The organism is Hydrogenovibrio sp. SC-1, assembly GCF_002848135.1.
Lineage (GTDB): Bacteria > Pseudomonadota > Gammaproteobacteria > Thiomicrospirales > Thiomicrospiraceae > Hydrogenovibrio.
This window is the reverse complement of record NZ_PKGB01000001.1, coordinates 64,470-84,268: the sequence shown is the minus strand read 5'-3', so window position 1 is coordinate 84,268 and position 19,799 is coordinate 64,470. Positions and strand designations below refer to the sequence as shown.

Sequence of the window (19,799 nt, the reverse complement as noted above, 5' to 3'; positions counted from 1 at the left end):
GGGTTTCCCCATGCAAAATATGGCACGACAATTTTTTGGATTAGCTGTCCTAGCACTTATTGGGACTTTGGTCTATTTGACCGTCTTTTCAGATGGCTTAGGAAAGGCGCCTGCCATCACCGTTAAAACGGCCCAAGGGCAAATGCTTGAACTGGATCGACCTATGAAGCCGGTTATGGTGACCTTTTGGGCAACCACCTGCTCTGGCTGTATTGCCGAAATGCCACACCTTGCTAAAATCAAACAACAGTTTGGTGATCAATTTGAACTGGTCGCGGTATCAATGGAATATGATCCCGCTGAACAGGTCGAAAAATTTACTGCCAAAAACCCTTACCCCTTTTCGTTCGTCAAAGACACTGAAGGGAAAATTGCCTCGGCCTTTGGTGAAGTCTTACTGACGCCTACCAGTTACTTAATTGCTCCGAATGGCAATATTAAATATCGTAAAGTGGGCGAAGTGGATTTTGACTGGGTTGTCCAGACCCTTGATCAAATGACCCCTGATTTATAAGTTTTTACTCCAGAATTTTAACCCCCAAACTAGTAATAAGGACGCGCATGTCACATTCTCAAGATTTATTTGAAGCCGCTCAAAACCACATTCCTGGCGGTGTAAATTCCCCGGTTAGAGCTTTTAAAAGTGTGGGTGGAACACCTGTATTCTTTAAGGAAGCAAAAGGCGCCTATCTCGTAGATGAAGACGATAAACGCTATATTGACTATGTCGGTTCTTGGGGTCCTGCTATATTGGGACATGCCCACCCTGAAGTTATTCGTGCCGTTCAAGAAAAAGCCGAACACGGACTATCCTTCGGTGCGCCAACAGCCATTGAAACCACCATGGCAGACTATGTTTGCAACCTAGTGCCTTCTATGGACATGGTACGAATGGTGAGTTCAGGTACCGAAGCCACCATGACGGCAATTCGTCTCGCACGTGGTTATACCGGCAGGGATAAAATTGTTAAGTTTGAAGGTTGCTACCACGGTCATTCTGATTCATTGCTCGTCAAAGCTGGGTCTGGCGCACTAACGTTAGGCGTACCGTCCTCACCTGGTGTGCCTGCTTGCTTGGCTGAGGAAACTTTAACCTTAACGCACAACGATGCGGATGAAGTTCGTCGTGTCTTTTCCGAAATCGGCGACCAGGTAGCTTGTATTATTGTTGAACCCGTTGCCGGCAATATGAACTGTATCCCGCCAGAACCTGGCTTTTTAGAAACCTTGAGAGAAGTCTGTGACGAATCCGGTGCCGTACTGATTTTTGATGAAGTCATGTGTGGATTCCGTGTGGGTCTTGGTGGCGCTCAGGCACGTTACAATGTTGATGCCGACCTTGTTACGTTTGGCAAAGTCATTGGCGGCGGCATGCCCGTCGGTGCATTTGGTGGGAAACGCGAAATCATGCAACATATCGCGCCACTGGGTCCGGTTTATCAAGCCGGTACTTTATCGGGCAACCCTATCGCTATGGCAGCTGGTTTAAAGACCTTAGAACTGATTAGTCAACCGGGATTTTTTGAGAGCTTAGAGGCTAAAACCACCAAACTGGTTAATGGTTTGCAAGCCGTCGCGGACGAAGCTGGTATCCCTTTCACGACCAATCAGGTCGGCGGTATGTTCGGTTTCTTCTTTAGTGAACAAAAGTCCATTTCTCGTTTTGCACAAGTTGCACAAGGCGACATGGAACGCTTCAAGGCCTTCTATCATGGCATGTTAAATGAAGGGATTTATTTAGCCCCATCTGCATTTGAAGCTGGTTTTGTCTCCATAATGCATACCGATGCAGACATAGATGCAACCTTAGCAGCCGCTCGCAAGGTGATGGCAACGCTTTAACCCGAACATCTATGCTCGACCATTCACCTCATCAAGCGCAAACCCTCATTGCGCTTTTTAATGCAACCTTTTCAGAAAGCCAGCACACGCATTTGGTGTGCTGTGAAAAGGAACCAATCTATCGACCAGCAGATAAAAAACATCCCTACCATCGCATTATTTTTGCACACGGTTTTTTTGCTTCAGCATTACATGAAATCGCTCACTGGTGCGTTGCTGGGCCCAAAAGGCGATTGCTTGAGGATTTTGGTTATTGGTATGAACCAGATGGGCGCTCTGAAAAACGCCAAGCTGAATTTGAACAGGTGGAGGTAAAACCTCAAGCATTAGAATGGATTTTTTCCCAAGCTGCAAATTTTACGTTTCACTTCAGTGCTGATAACCTCTCATTGAACAACCAGCCCTCTAACCGCTTTAAAAAAGCGGTACAGGCTCAAGTAGAAATCTATCTAACTGAAGGATTACCTCGGGACGCTCAGATCTGGACAACTTGCTTAATCCAGCATTATCGTCCTAACTGGACTTTAAGCCTAACAGAATTTCAGTTAACACAATAATAAATGCCTAGGTTCGTCGTGCCCTTTGAGTATAGCTATTTTTTAGGAGGTTTGGGCTTGCTAAAGATCGCCCAGACAACAATAAATACTAGCCCGAACAGTATGCCGACTTCTAAAAATGCCCACATGACTAAAGCTTATCAACCTGTACAACGTGTAAATCTGGGTCGTCTTTAATTTGCTTCAAGCCTTTTTTCACTTTTTCTTGCACGGTTTTTAGGTCATCAAACACCTCGACCTTAATAATCGCCGCATTCACAGTAATATTTTTAATCGACTTTTGCTGATTTTTTAACATGACTTGCTTGCCTTCAATCAGAGTCCGAACTCTTTCAACATACTCAGGAATCTTGTGAACGGGAAAGCCATTGGGAGTAAAAACAGCCAATTCATCTTCTTCAAGACGCATCATCTCCCAATTTTGTTCGGTCTCAGTTTGAATAATTTTCACCACCAGACGTAAAATACTGTCTCCGACCAGCCAGGAATATTGTTGATTGTAATGATCCAAATCTTCAATATCGAACACCACGAAATATTTTTTGGAAATAATACCTGACATGGAATTGTTCAAAAATGCCTCTAACTCCTTTTCATAATAAGTTCTATCAGGCAATCCTGTTAAAAAATCACGATTCATATTCTGTTCAATATCAATCACATCCTTTTTAACCGCATCCAACTCTTGCACATTCCGCTTCATCCAAATAGTGGTTTTCTCAGATTCTTTTTCCACTGTTTTCATTTCTGACAAGGCTTCATTGAGAATGATCTGAATAGCTTCTCGAGTTTTCGCAACTGATAAACTATCACTCATATCACCAATAACGGCTTGATGACCTTGAATATTTTCAACAAACTCATGAATACGTTCTCTCAATTCATTGGCTCTATCAATAATCTGAGACGTTTTTTCATTGATACCTAATGAATCTCGAAAATGTTCTCTAAGAATGTAAGATTCATACAAGCGGTGATAGGAAGTCTCAGTCAAACCATTCTCACTGCCACGCAATGATTTAATTCGAGAAATGAGGTTTTTGTTCTCACCTAAAAAATAGGAATACCAAATACTGAACATCATCGGATTAATGTCCAATTTATTGTCGATAAGATATTCTAGGGTCTTATTGGCAATCAACTGTCTCTTCATAACTTTCCTTTTTCTGACTGAGAGAAACTATATTTTTGTTTTAATCCCTCAATCAATCTTTGATGTAGCCCACCAAAACTACCATTACTCATAAATACCACCTGATCATGAGGCTGACAAGCCCCCAATAGAGCTTCATATAGTTTATCATAGCTATCCACCAACGTGACATCACACTGAAACTGATCAGATGCTAACTGCCAATGCCAACCGGGATCAATAAACCCAAAAACCGCATCTGCTGCGTCAAATGCCTTTGGTAACGAATGACGATGAATCCCCAAACGCATGGTATTGGACCTCGGTTCAAATACGGCGATTAACCGCCCGACAGACGAATGCGATTGCTGCATTTTTGCCCGTACTCCAGCAAGAGAGGTTGCAATCGCCGTCGGATGATGGGCAAAATCATCATACACACGAATTTCATTAACCGTATCAACCAATGTCATTCTGCGACGAATGCCTTTAAAGCTAGATAAACTTTCTACCGCTAATTTGGGAGGAACACCACAATGCACTGCTCCAGCTATTGCACTAAGGGCATTACGGACATTATGAGCTCCAGTCATTTGCCACGCTATGTCTCCTAATGACTGCTGCTGATAGAACACCTCAAACACACTGGCATCTTGCTGCTTTAATACCGCAGACCAATCCCCTCCTTCGCCTTGATGTTGGATGGGCGTCCAACATCCTTGAGCAACGACTTCATCCAGAGCGGGATCATCATTTGGCATCACCACCAGCCCATTACTAGGGACGGTTCTCAGTAGGTGGTGAAATTGCTTTTGAATGGCTGCCAAACTATCGAAAATATCGGCATGATCAAATTCTAAATTATTCAACACACAAGTACGGGGATGATAGTGAACAAACTTTGAGCGTTTATCAAAAAAGGCGGTGTCATATTCATCGGCTTCAACCACAAAAAATGGCGCATCCCCTAATCGAGCAGAAACACCAAAATTTTCTGGCACCCCCCCAATCAAGAATCCCGGCGCTAAGCCAGCAACCTCTAAAATCCAAGCCACCATTGAAGCTGTAGAGGTTTTACCATGGGTACCGGCAACAGCTACCACCCAGCGATCCTTTAAGATATTGTCAGCCAACCACTGAGGGCCCGATGTATAGACTTGCTGAGCATTCAATGTTGCTTCAACCGCGACCTGTCCTCGACTTAACGCATTACCAATGACCACCGTATCAGGAAATTGTTGCAGGAAAGCGAGTGAATCGTCCGCCATTACCTCGATATCGGCTTGTTCGAGCTGAGTGCTCATAGGCGGATACACGGCGTGATCCGAACCAGAAACAGTCACCCCTTTTGCCTTCGCTAACTGGGCAATCCCTCCCATGAAGGTACCTGCAATCCCTAAAATATGAATTTTCAAACTCACCCCTTTTAAACAGTTTATAAAGCCGTTATTTTGCGTTATTGATGAGGCCTCTTTGCGCGATAATATGGCAAGGTTGCTTCAGACACGTATCATATTGAAGAATCCTGAAAAAAGCCAACGGCTTTTGCTTGCCGAAACCACTTTTAAACCGTAAACTTCCGTTATGACCTACCAATTTATTGATCACACCGACGCCTTAATCCAATTTTGCCAATCCATCGAATCCAGTCCATGGCTGGCAATCGATACTGAATTTGTGCGAACGGATACCTATTTTCCAATATTAAGCTTAATTCAAACCCAAAATCCTGAAGGAATTTCTGCCATTATTGATCCCATTGCGGTTAATGATCTCAGTCCTTTATGGGAATTATTACAAAATCCTGATATCATCAAGGTCTTCCATTCGGCTCGACAAGACCTAGAAGTGCTCTACCAAGTTTCAGGACAATTACCAGTTAATATTTTTGATACTCAGATTGCTTGTTTATTTTTAGGGCACGGCGATTTGGCAGGATTAGCCCGCGTGGTCGCAGCTGAACTCGATATCAAGTTAGAAAAAGATCAAACCCGAACCGATTGGCAACAACGCCCTCTCACCGAACAACAACTCGCTTATGCTATAGATGATGTTCGTACCTTAGCGCCTTTATATGAAAAATGCCTGAGTCAATTGACGCCAGAACAACTCAATGCATTACAACAAGATTTTGATGCCTTATTGGACATCCGGTTATATGAATTGTCACCTGAAGCAGCGGGGGCTAAAATCAAAGCCACCCATAAATTATCTCGGAAAAATCGTGCAATTGCCTATCGACTCGCAGAATGGCGCGAACGTCATGCGATTGAACATAACCAACCTAAACGCTGGGTACTGTCTGATGATGTTCTGGTCGCTATTGCCAAGCGCCCACCTGATTGCGTAGAGGCACTTTATAAAGTGCCTCATATCAAACCTGCCTCAATCAAACAGTACGGTGAGACTTGGATTAAAGAGATTGATGATGTATTTGCGCACCCTGACCTTTGGCCAACGCCGCCGACTCCGGTTGCCCCACCAACGCCTCAAGAAGCAATTTTATTGGATATCGGATTTGCCTGGGCAAACCAGATGGCTTTAATTTATCATATCAATCCGCATAATATAATCAATAGGACAGATTTGCTGGCCATTATTCGCCAACCGGGCTCCGTTTTGCAAGGTTGGCGTCACTTGCTGGTTGAAAAGCCATTGCGCGATTTTTTAGATGGTAAAACAGCCTTGAGCTATGGCAATCATCAGCTACTTCAAAAATCCGTCATTTAATTCAAACGAAACCCATTTAAACTCAGTGTAAACGATAACAGGAACCTCGTAACATGCCTCAACAAGCGAATAATGTCCTTTATGCTCAAGCCGGTGGTGTGACCGCCGTCATTAATGCCAGTGCGGCTGGAGTCATCGAAATGGCACGCCGACACCCTGAAAAATTTGGCAAAATTTATGCAGCAATCAATGGCATTGTCGGCGTACTAGAAGAAACACTCGTTGACACATCTCAGCTCAGTGAAGAAACTCTTGATCAACTCAAAATACAGCCAGGCGCGACCTTTCAATCATGCCGCTTTGATTTGGACACCCTAGCAGAGAATCCAGATCAGTATCAACGGGTATTGGATGTATTCCGCCAGTATGATATTGGTTATTTTTTCTACAATGGCGGCAATGGCTCTATGGTTACAGCACAAAAAGTGGCTGATTACTGCACCGCGCATGGCCACCCAGTCACCTGTATCGGTGTGGCGAAGACCATTGATAATGACCTTGCTCTCTCTCACTGTAGCCCTGGGTTTGGCAGTGCTGCAAAATATATTGCCACCAGCTTGCTCGAAGCAACTTTAGACTTGATATCCATGCACCGTACCTCAACTAAGTTTTTTGCCCTAGAAGCTATGGGCCGAAACGCGGGGTGGCTGGCAATCGCCGGCGGCTTAATTAAAACGCAAATACCAGACGTGCCCTTAATCGTACTCCCTGCCGAACGTGCTTTCAATCAGCAAGCCTTTCTTGCTAAAGTGGACCACTTTATCGAACACCAAGGCTATTGTGTGTGTGTCGTGTCTGAAGGCTTGACTAATGCCGATGGCAGTTATATCTCTATTGAAAATGTCGAACACACCCACAATCATGACTACACCCAACTGGGAGGAGTGGCACACACGCTATCGAACCTCGTTGCACAAACCTTTAACTGCAAGACCCACAGTGCCGTTCCCGATTATCTGCAACGATCTGCCAGCCACATTGTGTCTGAAACCGACTGGGAGATGGCTTATCGTGCCGGAAAAGCATCGGTTCAAGCTGCCTTGGATGGCTGTCATGGCGTCCTCCCAACCATCCAAGTCATCGGTGAACAACCTCTAGTGTGGCGTTACCAAAATGTCGATTTAGAGAAAGTCGCTGACCTGGAAAAACGCGTGCCGGATAGCTTTATCAGTGACGATGGCATGGACATCACCCCTGCCGCTTTAGCTTACCTAACTCCTTTAGTCAAAGGCCAAAGAGCGATTCCCTATCAACATGGTTTGCCAGCCATTACCCCTATTCAATATCACTGTATGGCCAAGCAACTCCCGCCCTATAAAATCGTCAAATAGCATTGAAAATGGCCAGGCCTGGCCATTTTTTAACGTACTAGCATTTAAATGCTTTAAAATAACTGGTTTGACCCAACTTATGCAAATCTGCTACTTGAGCCATTCCAAAGGGCATTTATGGACATATCAAACTTGAACTTCGAACAAATTGATCCACAACTGATTTGGGATACCTTCATTATTGGCTGGGGAACCAATCTGATCTTTGCCCTCCTCATTTTTCTAGTGGGAAAAATGGTTGTTAAGGGCATCGTAAAAATTGCGACCAAATTGCTTGAAAAAGCCAAGATGGAAGCCATGCTGATCAATTTTATTACCGCCATTGTCAATGCGCTGCTACTGTTATTTGTGGTCATCGCTGCGCTCAGTCAACTCGGCATCGATACCACCTCGCTGGTGGCATTGGTTGGGGCTGCCGGTATCGCCATTGGGTTAGCTCTGAAAGATTCATTACAAAACTTTGCCTCGGGCGTGATGTTAATCGTGTTTAAGACTTTCCAAGTCGGTCACTTTGTCGAAGCCGCTGGCGTAATGGGCACCATTGAATCCATCGGCATTTTCAGTACTCAGATGAGAACGGGCGATAACAAAACCATTATCATCCCCAATGGCAATCTTTATAAAGATACCATTATCAATTATTCTGCCAAACCCACACGTCGAGTGGACATGGTGTTTGGCATTGGCTACGACGATGATATTGCATTGGCCAAGTCGATTTTAATACAACTCCTCGAAGCTGACGAACGGGTGTTAAAAGATCCAGAACCTGTTGTCAATATCGCCCAATTGGGTGCTTCTAGCATTGATTTCAATGTCCGCCCCTGGGTCAAATCATCTGATTACTGGCCTGTACTTTGGGATATGAATGAGAAGGTCAAACAGGCCTTTGATGCGGCCAATATTGGCATTCCCTATCCCCAAATGGACGTGCATTTACACACCAACAATCCAACGATTACTTCAAAAGAACTTAAGGACAAATTATGAACAAAAATGTTTTACTGCTTGCTCTCGGTAGCACGCTCATCACGCAACCCGTTTTGGCTGAAGACGAACCCAAACATGGCTTAAGCGGTGCAGGGGAAGCAGGTTATGCCAATACCACCGGAAACGTGATTTCAGAATCTATGTATGCTGCGCTCACTGCCGACTACAAACAGACAGACTACCGTTTAAAAGGATTGGTTGAAGCCAAGAATAAATCGGAAGATAAGGTTGCCACTGAAGAACGCTATGTTGGCGAAGTGCAAGCAGACTGGTTTCTCAACGCTTATCCTCAAGCCTATGGTTTTGGCCAGGTTCGATTAGAGAATGATCGCTTTGTCGATATTGATTTAAACACCTATTTGCTCGCCGGGATGGGCTACAGCTTTTACGATGAAACCGACCTCATATTAGCAACAGAAGTCGGTTTAGGTCGTCAAACCACCAATTATGCCAACGCCAGTGGCCAAAAAGACCTATCTCAATCCATCCTAAAAGCTTCAGCCAACTTTGAATATGGTTTCAACCAAAACGTTCGTTTTTTACAGGACATCGCCGTTTACAGTGGTAGCGACCAAATGCAATATGAAACCAACACGGGAATCAAGGTAAAGCTAAATGGTAGCCTAAGTTTAAAAGCGAACAATAAAATCCGTCACAATGATACCCCTGCTGCTGGCAATGTTAAAAAAGACACCGAAACCTTTTTAACATTAATTTACGATTTCTAGCCAAAACTCACCTTTCTCAACGCTAGCCAATCAGCTAGCGTTTTGTCATAAATCTCTCATAAACGCGTGATAAAAGCATCACTGAATTGTCATCTCTACCTTGTACCATGAGTTAAACACAATTGGTGGAGAAGACAATGTTAGAAAGTGCTGAAACTGCAACAAAAAACCTGGTTAAGACGGCGGTTCACAATACACCTTTTCTAAGTCGTAAAGGCCTATTGAATCGGCTTTTCGCACACTGGTTTGACCGCCTAGTTTATCCACAAATATGGGAAGACCCCGAAGTGGATATTGAGGCCCTATCTCTGAATGAACAGTCTCGAATTTTTACCATTTCATCGGGTGGATGCAACGTATTGAATTATCTAACCGTAGCGCCCCAATCAATTACGGTCGTGGATTTGAATGAAGCCCATTTGGCGTTACTCAATTTAAAATTGACAGCCATTAAATATCTACCGGATGCAGAATCCTTCTTTGATTTCTTCGGTCGTGCCAACCTTGCAAAAAACCAAGATAGTTATGCCATACACCTGCGCCCCCATCTGGACGAGAAAACCTTGCAATATTGGGAGGGAAAAGAAGGATTTTTTGGGAAAAAACGCATTGAGTTCTTCAGTGATGGTTTTTACCAACATGGACTTCTTGGGCGCTTTATTGGCGCTATTCACTGGATCAGCAGGCAATTGGGCTATGATATCAGTCAAGTGATGAATGCCCGTAACGAACAAGAACAACAACAGTTGTTTGACGAACACATCGCACCGGTATTTGATACCCGACTGGTCAAGTTTTTATGCCGTCGTTCCATTGTGCTTTACAGCCTTGGCATCCCGCCCGCTCAGTTTGATGAAATGGTAAAAGACGCTCAACAGCAACAACAAGGCATGCACCTGCTACTAAAAGAACGCGCACGCCGATTGGCTTGCGACTTCCCGCTGAAAGACAACTATTTTGCTTGGCAAGCCTTTAATCGTAGCTATGACATCAAATATCGTCAGGCAGTGCCTCGCTACTTAAAAAGAGAGAGCTTTGACACGCTAAAGACAAACCTAGAACACCTAAGCTTACACCATCAATCCATGACAGAAAGGTTAAAGGCCATGCCAGCCAATAGCCTAAATGCCTACTTATTATTGGATGCTCAAGATTGGATGGACGCTGAACAACTGACCGAACTCTGGCAGCAAATTAATCGCACGGCACAACCGGGTGCTAAAGTCGTCTTTAGAACGGCAGGCGAAACCTCGCCACTGGAAGAAAAACTTCCCGCAGCCATTTTACAAAAATGGGCAACGGATGCAGAAGCCAATCAACGCTGGACGAAACAAGATCGATCAGCCATTTATGGCGGTGTATTTGCCTATACGCTATCGGCATAACGCCAATGTCTATGCCCACTCAACACAGCCAAGCTGCAAAAACTTGGCTGAAAATCCATCAACAACTGGCGAATGGGAAAGCGATTCGCAATGTGCGGACACAGACCTTATTAGAGCCTATTGGTCATGAGTGGGTGCCCGCCACGCTGAATAACTCAGAATACGACAATAGCTATGTCTGCTCGCCTTATACCGCGTACATTTCTTACGCCAAACAAGAGCTGCCATTACTGAATTGCCCCCTTTTGGAAAAGGGGGCTGCAATTGGGTTGCGGTTGGCAGGCGTTTGGTTAAAGGCGGCCAAAATAAACCAAACCTTATCGATTAATAATTGGCTGTTCTCAACGAACTTACCCAAGAACTGGTCTGCAATCGACTTACATATGGCTACCCAGGGTTGGATTCAGCGCTACCCCAACCATTCAATTCAAATTCGATCACTGAATCATACGCATCATCAATCGCTCATCAACACGCTAAAGGAACAAAAATGGCTTCTGCTACCCGCACGACAAATTTTTCTATTCGATGGCCAACAAACCGACTGGTGGCAAAGAAATAACTGCAAAAATGACCAACGATTATTACGTAAAACACCACTACAATTCGTCAGTAATGCCGAATTTAACGAAACCGATTATCCCCAAATTGAATGGTGCTTTAATCAATTGTTTATTGAAAAGCACTCCATTTACAATCCGCAATTTACAGCGACTTACTACCAACAACTCCATCAGTCAGGCCTGGTTGAATTTGAAGGCTTTCGCGATAATCAGGGGCAAATTATTGGAGTGGTCGGATACCTCATTCAGCAGAACGTCATCACTTCACCGATTCTAGGATACGATACGCAACAACCGAAATCACTCGGGCTCTATCGATTACTGATAACACAAATATTAAAACGCACCTACGAATCAGGAATGGCGATGAATTTAAGTTCCGGTGCAGGTCACTTTAAAACCCTGAGAGGCGGTCAGTCTGAGATTGAATATTGTGCTTTCTACGTTAATCACCTACCTAAAAGGCAACGCTGGTTAATCAAAGGCTTTGCTAAACTCATAACCCGCCCCTTAAAACATTTATTCTCAACCCATACTTTTTAAAGACAATACCAAAAAACTTGGTTTTTTTTAGACGATAAGCTTTGCTTGCTTCAGCCAAGACTCGTCAAAAATGAAAAGACCATTGCTGTATTCTAATATTACCCGTAAGATACAATATTTCGTAACAGTACTATACAAGGCTTATGGAATCAAACGATACAGAACGCATCAATGGCAATTATGCTAAAGCGGTTTATATTATTTATCTGCTAGGGCTTTTATTTCCTATTACCGCATTAATTGGCCTGATCATTGCCATTATTAAACGAGGTGAAATTGATTCTCCCGCTTGGCTGGAACAGCATTATCGCTTTCAAATTCAAACCTTTTGGTTTGGACTCATCTACCTGTTAGTAGGATTTTTCTTTACTGCTTTTATTATCGGCTGGCTTATTTTATGTTGGTGGCTAATATGGTTGATCATCCGCAGCGTTAAAGGTCTCAACGCAATTGATAAACAAGTTGGAATCCGTGGTGGGTTCTTCAGTTCTGGCACAGAGATCCTTATCTAGAACCCTATTAATAAGTGATGGCCCTCCTTTCCATGTCCTTAAATTATTTTTCTAACAATATGAGCGGATTATTTTCACCGAACACCGTTGTGCCTTTTGGTGCTTGAATGGCTTTGACTCTTGCTCGAACGGGCGCTTCTATTCGGTAATATTTTTGCCAGGCCTGGGTCGATTCTAGCTGTGCTTTCGCTTTTAACACAGCCTGTTCAGCCAAATCATAAGCCAGCTTGGCCGCATCAAACTCTCTTTTAGCGGTGACCGTACGATCATATAAGTCCGCTGCTTGATCCAATTCAATTTGGGCATCGGCAAATTTAAGTTCAAGCGCTTTTAACTCTGCAGCCTGCATGGCCAATTCGGCTTGGTAAGCTCGGTCATCAATCTGCAACAAGAGTTGTCCTGGCTTAACCATTTGCCCAACTTTGACAGCAACCTGCTCTACTTGACCTGACACCAAAGCACCAATCTGAATTTTTGCAGCCTGAACAGTCATACTCAAACCTAATAACACAACGAAGCCAAGCGAATAAGTTAAAACAGTTTTTTTCATGACACTCTTCAATAACGGTCTCATTTGCTACTCCTCATGATGATTCATCTGTGCTTGATGAACGTTAAACGGTGGCTGTCCACTTAAAAAGTCTAATTGCGCCCAAGCAAGTACTTGCTTGAATTGTTGGGCAATAATTTGATAATTCGACTCACTTAGCTGAACCATTGAATCCCCTAAATCAGTTTGGGATTCATTTTCATAGAGCGCCCGACTAAAATCTAAATATAAGTCTGCGTAATCAGCCTGCAATTGCACCTGTTTACGTTCTGCCTTGGCTAACTTTAAGTCAAAGAACAGAGTCGCAGCTTCATCGCGTAACGCTTGTTCCATCGCCGCAATTTCCGCTTGAATTTGATTGACTTTTGCCTTTTGGTTAGCGACGCTAGCGGATTTTAGGCCACCATCAACTAACGGCATTTGCATCGACAAATCAACCCTCCAGTTGCCTTCATAGCGTTTTTCATAACTGGAAAGCTGACCGCCCCAGGCATCTAAACGAAATACCGGATAGTTCGCCACTTCTTCCCCCTGTAACTGCGACAGAGCGGCTTGCAATTGAAGCTTTAAGGCCTTTAACTGGAGACTATTGGATAATATTTGCTGCTGTAACGTTTCTAAAGATGGTAAGACTCGATCTGTATAAGCATCAAGCTTCGGAAAAACCAGTTTATCGGACAACTGTTGCGGTTGCCCGACTAAATTGGCTAAAAAGCTCCGAGTGCGCCTTTGTTCATATTCGGCTTTAGAGCGCAATAGTAGAATTTTTTCATAATCATTTTGTAATTTTAAATAACTGACATCGGAAATTTGTTGTAAGGCGTGTCGATCCTTTGCTTTATCCAGCGTGACATAAGCCACTGCCATGGCTTCATTTTGAACCCGATATTGATAGTCCGCCAAGATGACATTAAAGAAAGCCTGCATTAACTGTAATTGATAGTAATGTTGCTGGCGAAGCCCAGACTGGTCTTCAGCGTTTGCAAGATGCTGCTGTGCATGCGTTAAAGCGGTTTGCCGGCCAAAATCGTAAAGCTGCTTACCCAAGTGTAATGCCAATTGGTGGTTATTTTGGGTTTCATTGGCAAACTCTCGCCAACCCAGGCGACCAATCACATTCAGCTCAAAAGCATCTATAGACTGTTGTTGCTCCAGCAGTGCGACAGCCTGGTTCTGCTTGGCCTGTTGTAATTGAACCTGGGGACTGATGGTCATTGGTAATGACATTAAACTTTCTAACGTTAACGGCTCTGGTAAGCTCAGAGCGTCGTTAGATTGTCCAATACTGGTCGTTGAAAAGCTAAATCCAAAGATAAAAATTAGGCAATGCCACAACGAGTTGGTCAACGGAAAGGTTAGTTTCATTTGACGCCTATTTTTGCGAACGTTTATAGCGTGTAAATGACATCTGCTGATAGCTGCCATCTATTACAAATTGCCCCAGTAGCAGGAACTCTTCCTTGGTTCGTGTCGGTCCGGTATAACGCACCAATGGCTGCCCCTCTAAATCAAAAATAATCATCACGGGTGTTGCTCTAACGCGATATTTTTTTTCTGATAATTGTTGTGACGTCCCTTCAGTGCCATCAAAATCAACCATCTGATTGGAACCTTCAATATCCATTTGATAGGTCAAGAAGTGTTTTTTGTAAAACGCAATCACATCGGGTTGATTTAAAATGGTTTTTTTCATACGATCGCAAAAAGGGCATTCTTCCATGTGAAAGAAGATAAAAACCCCTTGTTTATCATTTTCTTTAGCAAGCTCCAATTCCTCTTGCAAATTGCCAAAGGTTTCGTCAAAAAAGTCTGCTGAAAAGCTGATTGTAGTGAAGAACAGGCCACTGATTAAGCCAAATAATTGCAGGGTTTTCATGAAATCCTCGAATATCATCAAATTCTAATAACGCCATAGCTTAACGTAAAGTTTAGTCGGAATTGTGACTAAAAAATGGAAAGTGAGAATGCATATTGAGGTTAAAGAGACTTAACCTCAACGATAGATGATAACCTCTGCTAGCATTAGCTTTCGCCTTCTGCTATCAAAACCTTGAATTCCGGATCGTCTTTAATATTGGCAAACACGGGATCGGCTTGCACTTGCTCTTTATAACCTTCAGAATCTTCTAATGCCTTTCTCAAAAACTCCATCGATTCCGCTGGCTTATCCAAACACGCGTAAGCACCAGCCATTTGGTAAAACGCATGTTTATTCTGCGGATCAATTTTCAAAGCTTGATTACAAAGATTGATTGCCCATAAAGGCTCTTCCATTTCAAGTGCAATATCCGCTTTGTAGGTTAAGGCTTCCGCATTGGCTGGATCTAACTCCAAAATCTGATCATAAATGGCCATGCGATTACTGGAAATGGTTTCCTGCCCCGCTTTCAACCACAAACTGTGAATATCTTTATGTTGAGATAACCGTTTTTGCGCACTGGTAATCCCTCGGGATTTTCGATTCAGTTCCTCTTCAAGCTTAGCTAAACGTGACTCGTACTCATCAATGACTTTACTGACTTTTTCATCCGCAAGATGCATCACTTTTTCTTTTATTTCACGAATGGAAGTCCATCCCACCAATAATAATACCGATGAAATACCGGCAATCAGGTAAAAGAAATAGGTAATGGTATCAGTCGCATAGCCGACGGCTCGTGATGTCGCGGTCAACTCACGATCCACCACTTCTTTGGTGATTTCAACATGCAAATCATTCATATCAACACGCAATTGACGCAGCTCATCCATGACGTAGCGTTCCACAAAGGGGTTGTACATCGGCTCCTGTAGCTGTTCAATGTCTTGCGTTTCTTTGGAATGTCGTTCAGCAGCAAAGGCTGTTGACCCCATCAACAGACTACATAAACTCAACCAAACGATTAATGTTCGCATATCGCCTTTCCATGATCATGAACTTCAATTAAATTTTCGTGTAGCGATTTTATCGCCTTATCATAATCGGTTTCATTAACAAAGAATTGCATTTCGACCTGTCGCATATTCTGCTGAATGGCTTCAACATTAATCCCTTGGTCAAATAAAGTCTGCACCGCTTTGGCTAAGAGTCCTTTAATACGCATATCACTGCCCATTGCAGAGGCTAATGCAATTTTGCTGGTTCGAATAGAAGCCGTCGGCAAGGCTTGTTGTAACTGCTCAGACAAACGCTTAGCTTTCTTCAAAGACGTATTTAAATATAGCGTAATGGTATTGGCGTTGAAGTCTTTGGTGATGACTTCACATGTTAAACGACGACTGGTGTCAATCATCTGTTTTTCATATTCACCTTGCTGACCCATCATTTCTTGATCAAACAACTCCAGTGCAATCAAATTTCGCATACCGGCAATAATTTCAACCTGTGGCGATTCACTCACGTAATCTTCCGTAAACAGGGTTCCATGATGCGCTGGATCAAAGGTATTCTTAATCCGTAATGGAATTTGCGCCAAACGGAGTCCTTGCGCTGCTTTTGGATGAATGGCTTCCATGCCTAAATTAGCTAACTGATCGGCGATATCATAATTGGTTCGACCAATGGGTACCACGTTTCCTTCGCCCACCAAGCGCGGATCGGCACTACTTAAATGATATTCCTTATGAATCACTGCTTCAGTTGCTTGGCATAACACGGCGATACGACTAAACGTCATTTCACTGTAGCCACGATCAAAGGTATACATCAAATTTTCTTTGCAGTGTGTATAACCCGTAACGATCGGCAGTTCTTGTGTGAAGTCAACCCCTTCAAAATGCTGATGAATCATATCATCGAGCGCCAAAGGTTCTTCTGATTGCCAGCCCGTTAAATCAATCAATCGCGCTTTTAACCCTTCTGCTTGTAATAAATGGGTTAAGTTCCAGGCACTGTGGGCCTCACCAATACTCGCCAATAATTCGCGAACAGTTAGTAAATGCGTTTCCAAAGAAAAGTGACCATGACGACATAAGTCTTGCAAATGATTTAACAATTGCTTGGTTTGCGCTATCCGTTCATCAATAAAGTCATTGGCTTGCTGGCGTAATTCCGAATCCGCAAACAGATTTGCATTGATTTTATTCAGCTTCAGACTCAGCTGATCCAACGCAATTCGCCAATCCTCATTGACATCATCATTAGCAAATAAGCCATAGACTCCAGGCTTATTGTTTTTTTTGTGCTCTAACAAATCGTCTGTGATACCACCATAAGCGGATACCACAAAAATTCGGTTATACGGGTTTTCCGGATACAGAATAATATTATCGCGGACAGCTTCGTATTCACTCATTGAAGTGCCACCGATTTTTTCAACACTTAAAGAAGGATTTAATTTTGACATCTTATTATTTAACAACGTTAACAATCATTATGCCGCGGTTAGCCGCGTCTAATGACCATTGAATCGTTATAATTTACTCTCTTTGTTTAAGTTTAAATAAAATTTGAATGATTAAAATAACCAAGCCTGGTTATTTTAATCGTATTGATAGGCGCTTTTAGCCATCAACCAGCTCATAAGAGCCATCTTTGTCATGGGTTTCTCGACCTGTCACAGGGGGATTAAAAACGCACACCATGCGCATCTGCGTACCTTTATTGGCACGAAGAATATGCTGATCGTTTTCGTTGAGGGCATAAACCGTTCCTTCACGAATCGCATGCACCTTGCCGTTTTTCTTTTCTTCAATCTCGCCTTCCCCTTCGATACAGTAAACCGCTTCTAAATGGTCTTTATACCAAAGGTGCAAGTCTTCGCCTTCTTTAATCAAAGTGTCATGCAATGAAAAGCCCATGCCATCTTTTGCTAACAGTAACCGACGACTGCGCCACTGATCAGAGTCGACATCCGCATCCGTTCCCACAACATCATCATATAAATTTTTAACAATCATTTATTGGGTCTCCCTATTCATTATGCCTGACAGATTTTTTCAATCGCGCCTTCCAAAATGTCAAACCCTTCGTTGATCAATTCTGGGGTAATAACCAATGGCCCAAGGAACTTGATCACTTCATCACTCGCTCCAGCCGTTTCAATGACTAAGCCATCTTCAAATGCTTGAGCACAAATCTTCGAAGTCATTTCAGGTTGTTTAAATTCAGCGCCCCAGATCATACCGTGGCCGCGAATTTCTTTAATATAGTTCGGGAAACGCAGTGCAATTTTTTCAAGACGCTGTTGTACCAAAGCCGATTTTTCTTTGACTGCTTTAGAGAAAGAATCATCTGACCAATAATTGTTCAGCGCAACCGCAGAAGAAACAAAGGCTAAGTTATTACCACGGAAGGTTCCTGAGTGCTCACCAGGGCTCCATTGATCCAATTCAGGTTTAAGTAAGACCATTGCCATTGGTTGACCAGCCCCAATTGACTTAGACAAAGTAACGATATCTGGAACAATACCCGCTCTTTCAAAACTGAAGAAATCGCCTGAACGACCATTCCCTACTTGAATTTCATCTGTGACCATTAGGATATCGAAGTCATCACAAATCTGACGGAGATCTCGCAACCACTGTTCACCAGCAACGTTGATACCGCCTTCAGCCTGAATCGTTTCTAACACAATAGCCGCCGGCAGTTCAGTCCCGCTTGACGCGTCTTCTAAAATTTTACGCAAATACGCAACGGTATCGACCTTATCACCAAGGTACTTGTGGAAAGGTATTTGGGTGGTATAACCTGGAACACCATAGCTCTCATCGTGATAATAACTATTACCAGTAATACTTAATGACCCCATTGACATACCATGAAAACCATTGGTAAACGACATCACCTGCTTACGTCCTTTAACCTTACGGGCAATCTTTAATGCTGTCTCAATCGCATTAGTTCCCGTTGGACCAACAAACTGCAGCTTGTAATCTAAATTTCTAGGTTGCAGAATGTTGTACACAAACGCTTCAATAAAAGATTTCTTAGCCACAGTTCCCATATCAAGTGCATGACCGATACCATCATTTTGTAGATAATCAATCAAGGCTGTATTAATTTCTGGGTTATTATGGCCGTAGTTCAGTGCACCAGCACCGGCAAAAAAGTCAACATACCGTTTTCCGGTTTCATCCCAGATTTCGGCCATTTTGGCTTTTTCAAAAATAACTGGGAAAGATCGAATATAACCTCGAACTTCTGACTCATATTTATTAAATATTTCTAATGACATTGATACTTCCTTTCTAAAATTAAAATTAGGGGGTGACGGGCTATGTACTGAATTACAACAAAGCGATATCCGCTTTATTTGGCGACGACAGTAGATATAGCTCTTCTGCTTCATGCCCTTCTGCTCCGAAGTGCGCCTCTGTAATAAATTCTGTTACAGTCATCTTCAAATCATATTGCTTTGCAAATGACTTAAACAAAGCCTGAGATGCTTGATTGGATGGACTGATAGTACAACATATGGAGGAGACCTTAACACGGCCTCTTTGGTTTGCAATCAAGGCCTGAATCATCCGTTTAGCTAAGCCTTGACCTCGCATCGTTTCCGATACGGCAACCTGCCAAACAAAGAGTGAGTGCGAATCATCAGGTCGATAATACCCTGATAAAAAACCCACGATTTCTCGGTTCTGCTCCACAACGATGCAGGTATCGGCAAAGTGCGATGCCTGTAAAAAATAGAGATAACTCGAGTTAACATCGAGCGGCGGAGAAGCCTTTACCAATTCATAAATTGCCAAACCATCTTCTAAGGTTGGCGAACGGAAAACTAAATTGTTTTGAGTCATATCAAATCTTGCCTTTTTTATTGTCATCTTATTGCTATTCAGTGAATCACGCTACACAACTATCACAGGTTCACTAAGGAAATGACATGGCAAAAATCGATTTTACATCGGTCAATTTTCGATATATTTCTCGGCCAAACTTGACGCTCGCCAAACGAAAACAAAAGACGATAACTTCCTCAGGACTGATCCTTTGGATTAGACTTGACCACA

At 43.1% G+C, this 19,799-nt stretch carries 20 protein-coding genes; 10 read left to right on the top strand and 10 right to left on the bottom strand.

Going from position 1 to position 19,799, the window contains the following annotated elements; translation table 11 throughout:
* The first annotated feature begins 10 nt into the window (after positions 1-10).
* Genes CYQ88_RS00395 through CYQ88_RS00385 form a run of 3 tightly spaced genes read left to right on the top strand, consistent with a single transcriptional unit; the run spans position 11 to position 2,399 of the window.
* On the top strand, positions 11-514 hold the full coding sequence (locus CYQ88_RS00395; RefSeq protein WP_101839276.1) for a peroxiredoxin: 504 nt from the start codon (positions 11-13) through the stop codon (positions 512-514).
* Positions 515-561: 47 nt separating this feature from the next.
* Positions 562-1,842, top strand: a complete 1,281-nt coding sequence (gene hemL / locus CYQ88_RS00390; protein ID WP_101839275.1) for a glutamate-1-semialdehyde 2,1-aminomutase — start codon at positions 562-564, stop codon at positions 1,840-1,842.
* An 11-nt stretch (positions 1,843-1,853) separates the two neighbouring features.
* On the top strand, positions 1,854-2,399 hold the full coding sequence (locus tag CYQ88_RS00385; protein WP_101839273.1) for an elongation factor P hydroxylase: 546 nt from the start codon (positions 1,854-1,856) through the stop codon (positions 2,397-2,399).
* 130 nt (positions 2,400-2,529) lie between these two features.
* Here the strand turns inward: CYQ88_RS00385 and CYQ88_RS00380 are convergent, their stop codons facing one another.
* Together CYQ88_RS00380 and mpl are read right to left on the bottom strand one after the other, a co-directional pair.
* Entirely contained in the window at positions 2,530-3,552 is a 1,023-nt protein-coding gene (locus tag CYQ88_RS00380; protein ID WP_101839270.1) for a diguanylate cyclase domain-containing protein, read from the bottom strand.
* Positions 3,549-4,946 (bottom strand): UDP-N-acetylmuramate:L-alanyl-gamma-D-glutamyl-meso-diaminopimelate ligase, encoded by a 1,398-nt coding sequence (mpl, locus tag CYQ88_RS00375; RefSeq protein ID WP_101839268.1) that lies wholly within the window; start codon positions 4,944-4,946, stop codon positions 3,549-3,551. Before mpl ends, CYQ88_RS00380 begins: the two co-directional genes overlap by 4 nt.
* A gap of 169 nt (positions 4,947-5,115) precedes the next feature.
* On the opposite strand from mpl, the gene CYQ88_RS00370 reads away from it, so the two are divergent.
* From CYQ88_RS00370 to CYQ88_RS00340, 7 genes are all read left to right on the top strand, one after another.
* Positions 5,116-6,261 (top strand): HRDC domain-containing protein, encoded by a 1,146-nt coding sequence (locus tag CYQ88_RS00370; RefSeq protein ID WP_101839266.1) that lies wholly within the window; start codon positions 5,116-5,118, stop codon positions 6,259-6,261.
* Positions 6,262-6,314: 53 nt separating this feature from the next.
* On the top strand, positions 6,315-7,592 hold the full coding sequence (locus CYQ88_RS00365; RefSeq protein ID WP_101839264.1) for a 6-phosphofructokinase: 1,278 nt from the start codon (positions 6,315-6,317) through the stop codon (positions 7,590-7,592).
* 117 nt (positions 7,593-7,709) lie between these two features.
* Entirely contained in the window at positions 7,710-8,582 is an 873-nt protein-coding gene (locus tag CYQ88_RS00360) for a mechanosensitive ion channel family protein (protein WP_101839262.1), read from the top strand.
* Positions 8,579-9,310, top strand: coding sequence for a YdiY family protein (locus CYQ88_RS00355; RefSeq protein WP_101839260.1), 732 nt, complete (start codon positions 8,579-8,581; stop codon positions 9,308-9,310). The genes CYQ88_RS00360 and CYQ88_RS00355 overlap by 4 nt, the downstream gene beginning before the upstream one ends.
* Positions 9,311-9,447: 137 nt before the next feature.
* A complete protein-coding gene (locus CYQ88_RS00350) occupies positions 9,448-10,695 on the top strand; it encodes a DUF3419 family protein (RefSeq protein WP_101839258.1) in 1,248 nt (415 codons plus the stop codon).
* Between the two features lie 5 nt (positions 10,696-10,700).
* Positions 10,701-11,801, top strand: a complete 1,101-nt coding sequence (locus CYQ88_RS00345; RefSeq protein WP_101839256.1) for a GNAT family N-acetyltransferase — start codon at positions 10,701-10,703, stop codon at positions 11,799-11,801.
* Positions 11,802-11,944: 143 nt separating this feature from the next.
* Positions 11,945-12,313: a hypothetical protein gene (locus CYQ88_RS00340; protein ID WP_101839254.1), complete on the top strand. Its 369-nt coding sequence runs from the start codon at positions 11,945-11,947 to the stop codon at positions 12,311-12,313.
* A gap of 43 nt (positions 12,314-12,356) precedes the next feature.
* Here the strand turns inward: CYQ88_RS00340 and CYQ88_RS00335 are convergent, their stop codons facing one another.
* The 8 genes from CYQ88_RS00335 to ectA all read right to left on the bottom strand — a co-directional run bounded on the left by CYQ88_RS00335 (position 12,357) and on the right by ectA (position 19,586).
* A complete protein-coding gene (locus CYQ88_RS00335; RefSeq protein WP_101839506.1) occupies positions 12,357-12,863 on the bottom strand; it encodes an efflux RND transporter periplasmic adaptor subunit in 507 nt (168 codons plus the stop codon).
* 27 nt (positions 12,864-12,890) lie between these two features.
* A complete protein-coding gene (locus CYQ88_RS00330; RefSeq protein ID WP_158235983.1) occupies positions 12,891-14,228 on the bottom strand; it encodes a TolC family protein in 1,338 nt (445 codons plus the stop codon).
* A 7-nt stretch (positions 14,229-14,235) separates the two neighbouring features.
* A complete protein-coding gene (locus CYQ88_RS00325; RefSeq protein ID WP_101839250.1) occupies positions 14,236-14,739 on the bottom strand; it encodes a thioredoxin family protein in 504 nt (167 codons plus the stop codon).
* A gap of 146 nt (positions 14,740-14,885) precedes the next feature.
* On the bottom strand, positions 14,886-15,758 hold the full coding sequence (locus tag CYQ88_RS00320; protein ID WP_199170130.1) for a hypothetical protein: 873 nt from the start codon (positions 15,756-15,758) through the stop codon (positions 14,886-14,888).
* Positions 15,746-17,188 (bottom strand): aspartate kinase, encoded by a 1,443-nt coding sequence (locus CYQ88_RS00315; protein WP_101839249.1) that lies wholly within the window; start codon positions 17,186-17,188, stop codon positions 15,746-15,748. Before CYQ88_RS00315 ends, CYQ88_RS00320 begins: the two co-directional genes overlap by 13 nt.
* Positions 17,189-17,345: 157 nt before the next feature.
* Positions 17,346-17,741 carry an ectoine synthase gene (locus CYQ88_RS00310; protein ID WP_101839247.1) on the bottom strand — a complete coding sequence of 132 codons (396 nt, stop codon included), beginning with the start codon at positions 17,739-17,741 and terminating at the stop codon, positions 17,346-17,348.
* 20 nt (positions 17,742-17,761) lie between these two features.
* Positions 17,762-19,018 carry a diaminobutyrate--2-oxoglutarate transaminase gene (gene ectB, locus CYQ88_RS00305; protein ID WP_101839245.1) on the bottom strand — a complete coding sequence of 419 codons (1,257 nt, stop codon included), beginning with the start codon at positions 19,016-19,018 and terminating at the stop codon, positions 17,762-17,764.
* Positions 19,019-19,070: 52 nt separating this feature from the next.
* Complete coding sequence (gene ectA / locus CYQ88_RS00300) at positions 19,071-19,586, bottom strand: diaminobutyrate acetyltransferase (RefSeq protein ID WP_101839243.1); 516 nt, start codon at positions 19,584-19,586, stop codon at positions 19,071-19,073.
* Positions 19,587-19,799: the final 213 nt, after the last annotated feature.

Excerpts from the sequence above, each read along its gene's own strand:
- CYQ88_RS00395 (WP_101839276.1), top strand. The coding sequence starts at position 11 with ATGCAAAATATGGCACGACAATTTTTTGGATTAGCTGTCCTAGCACTT.
- hemL (WP_101839275.1), top strand. The coding sequence starts at position 562 with ATGTCACATTCTCAAGATTTATTTGAAGCCGCTCAAAACCACATTCCT.
- CYQ88_RS00385 (WP_101839273.1), top strand. The coding sequence starts at position 1,854 with ATGCTCGACCATTCACCTCATCAAGCGCAAACCCTCATTGCGCTTTTT.
- CYQ88_RS00380 (WP_101839270.1), bottom strand. The coding sequence starts at position 3,552 with ATGAAGAGACAGTTGATTGCCAATAAGACCCTAGAATATCTTATCGAC.
- CYQ88_RS00370 (WP_101839266.1), top strand. The coding sequence starts at position 5,116 with ATGACCTACCAATTTATTGATCACACCGACGCCTTAATCCAATTTTGC.
- CYQ88_RS00365 (WP_101839264.1), top strand. The coding sequence starts at position 6,315 with ATGCCTCAACAAGCGAATAATGTCCTTTATGCTCAAGCCGGTGGTGTG.
- CYQ88_RS00360 (WP_101839262.1), top strand. The coding sequence starts at position 7,710 with ATGGACATATCAAACTTGAACTTCGAACAAATTGATCCACAACTGATT.
- CYQ88_RS00355 (WP_101839260.1), top strand. The coding sequence starts at position 8,579 with ATGAACAAAAATGTTTTACTGCTTGCTCTCGGTAGCACGCTCATCACG.
- CYQ88_RS00350 (WP_101839258.1), top strand. The coding sequence starts at position 9,448 with ATGTTAGAAAGTGCTGAAACTGCAACAAAAAACCTGGTTAAGACGGCG.
- CYQ88_RS00345 (WP_101839256.1), top strand. The coding sequence starts at position 10,701 with ATGTCTATGCCCACTCAACACAGCCAAGCTGCAAAAACTTGGCTGAAA.
- CYQ88_RS00340 (WP_101839254.1), top strand. The coding sequence starts at position 11,945 with ATGGAATCAAACGATACAGAACGCATCAATGGCAATTATGCTAAAGCG.
- CYQ88_RS00335 (WP_101839506.1), bottom strand. The coding sequence starts at position 12,863 with ATGAAAAAAACTGTTTTAACTTATTCGCTTGGCTTCGTTGTGTTATTA.
- CYQ88_RS00330 (WP_158235983.1), bottom strand. The coding sequence starts at position 14,228 with ATGAAACTAACCTTTCCGTTGACCAACTCGTTGTGGCATTGCCTAATT.
- CYQ88_RS00325 (WP_101839250.1), bottom strand. The coding sequence starts at position 14,739 with ATGAAAACCCTGCAATTATTTGGCTTAATCAGTGGCCTGTTCTTCACT.
- CYQ88_RS00320 (WP_199170130.1), bottom strand. The coding sequence starts at position 15,758 with ATGCGAACATTAATCGTTTGGTTGAGTTTATGTAGTCTGTTGATGGGG.
- CYQ88_RS00315 (WP_101839249.1), bottom strand. The coding sequence starts at position 17,188 with ATGTCAAAATTAAATCCTTCTTTAAGTGTTGAAAAAATCGGTGGCACT.
- CYQ88_RS00310 (WP_101839247.1), bottom strand. The coding sequence starts at position 17,741 with ATGATTGTTAAAAATTTATATGATGATGTTGTGGGAACGGATGCGGAT.
- ectB (WP_101839245.1), bottom strand. The coding sequence starts at position 19,018 with ATGTCATTAGAAATATTTAATAAATATGAGTCAGAAGTTCGAGGTTAT.
- ectA (WP_101839243.1), bottom strand. The coding sequence starts at position 19,586 with ATGACTCAAAACAATTTAGTTTTCCGTTCGCCAACCTTAGAAGATGGT.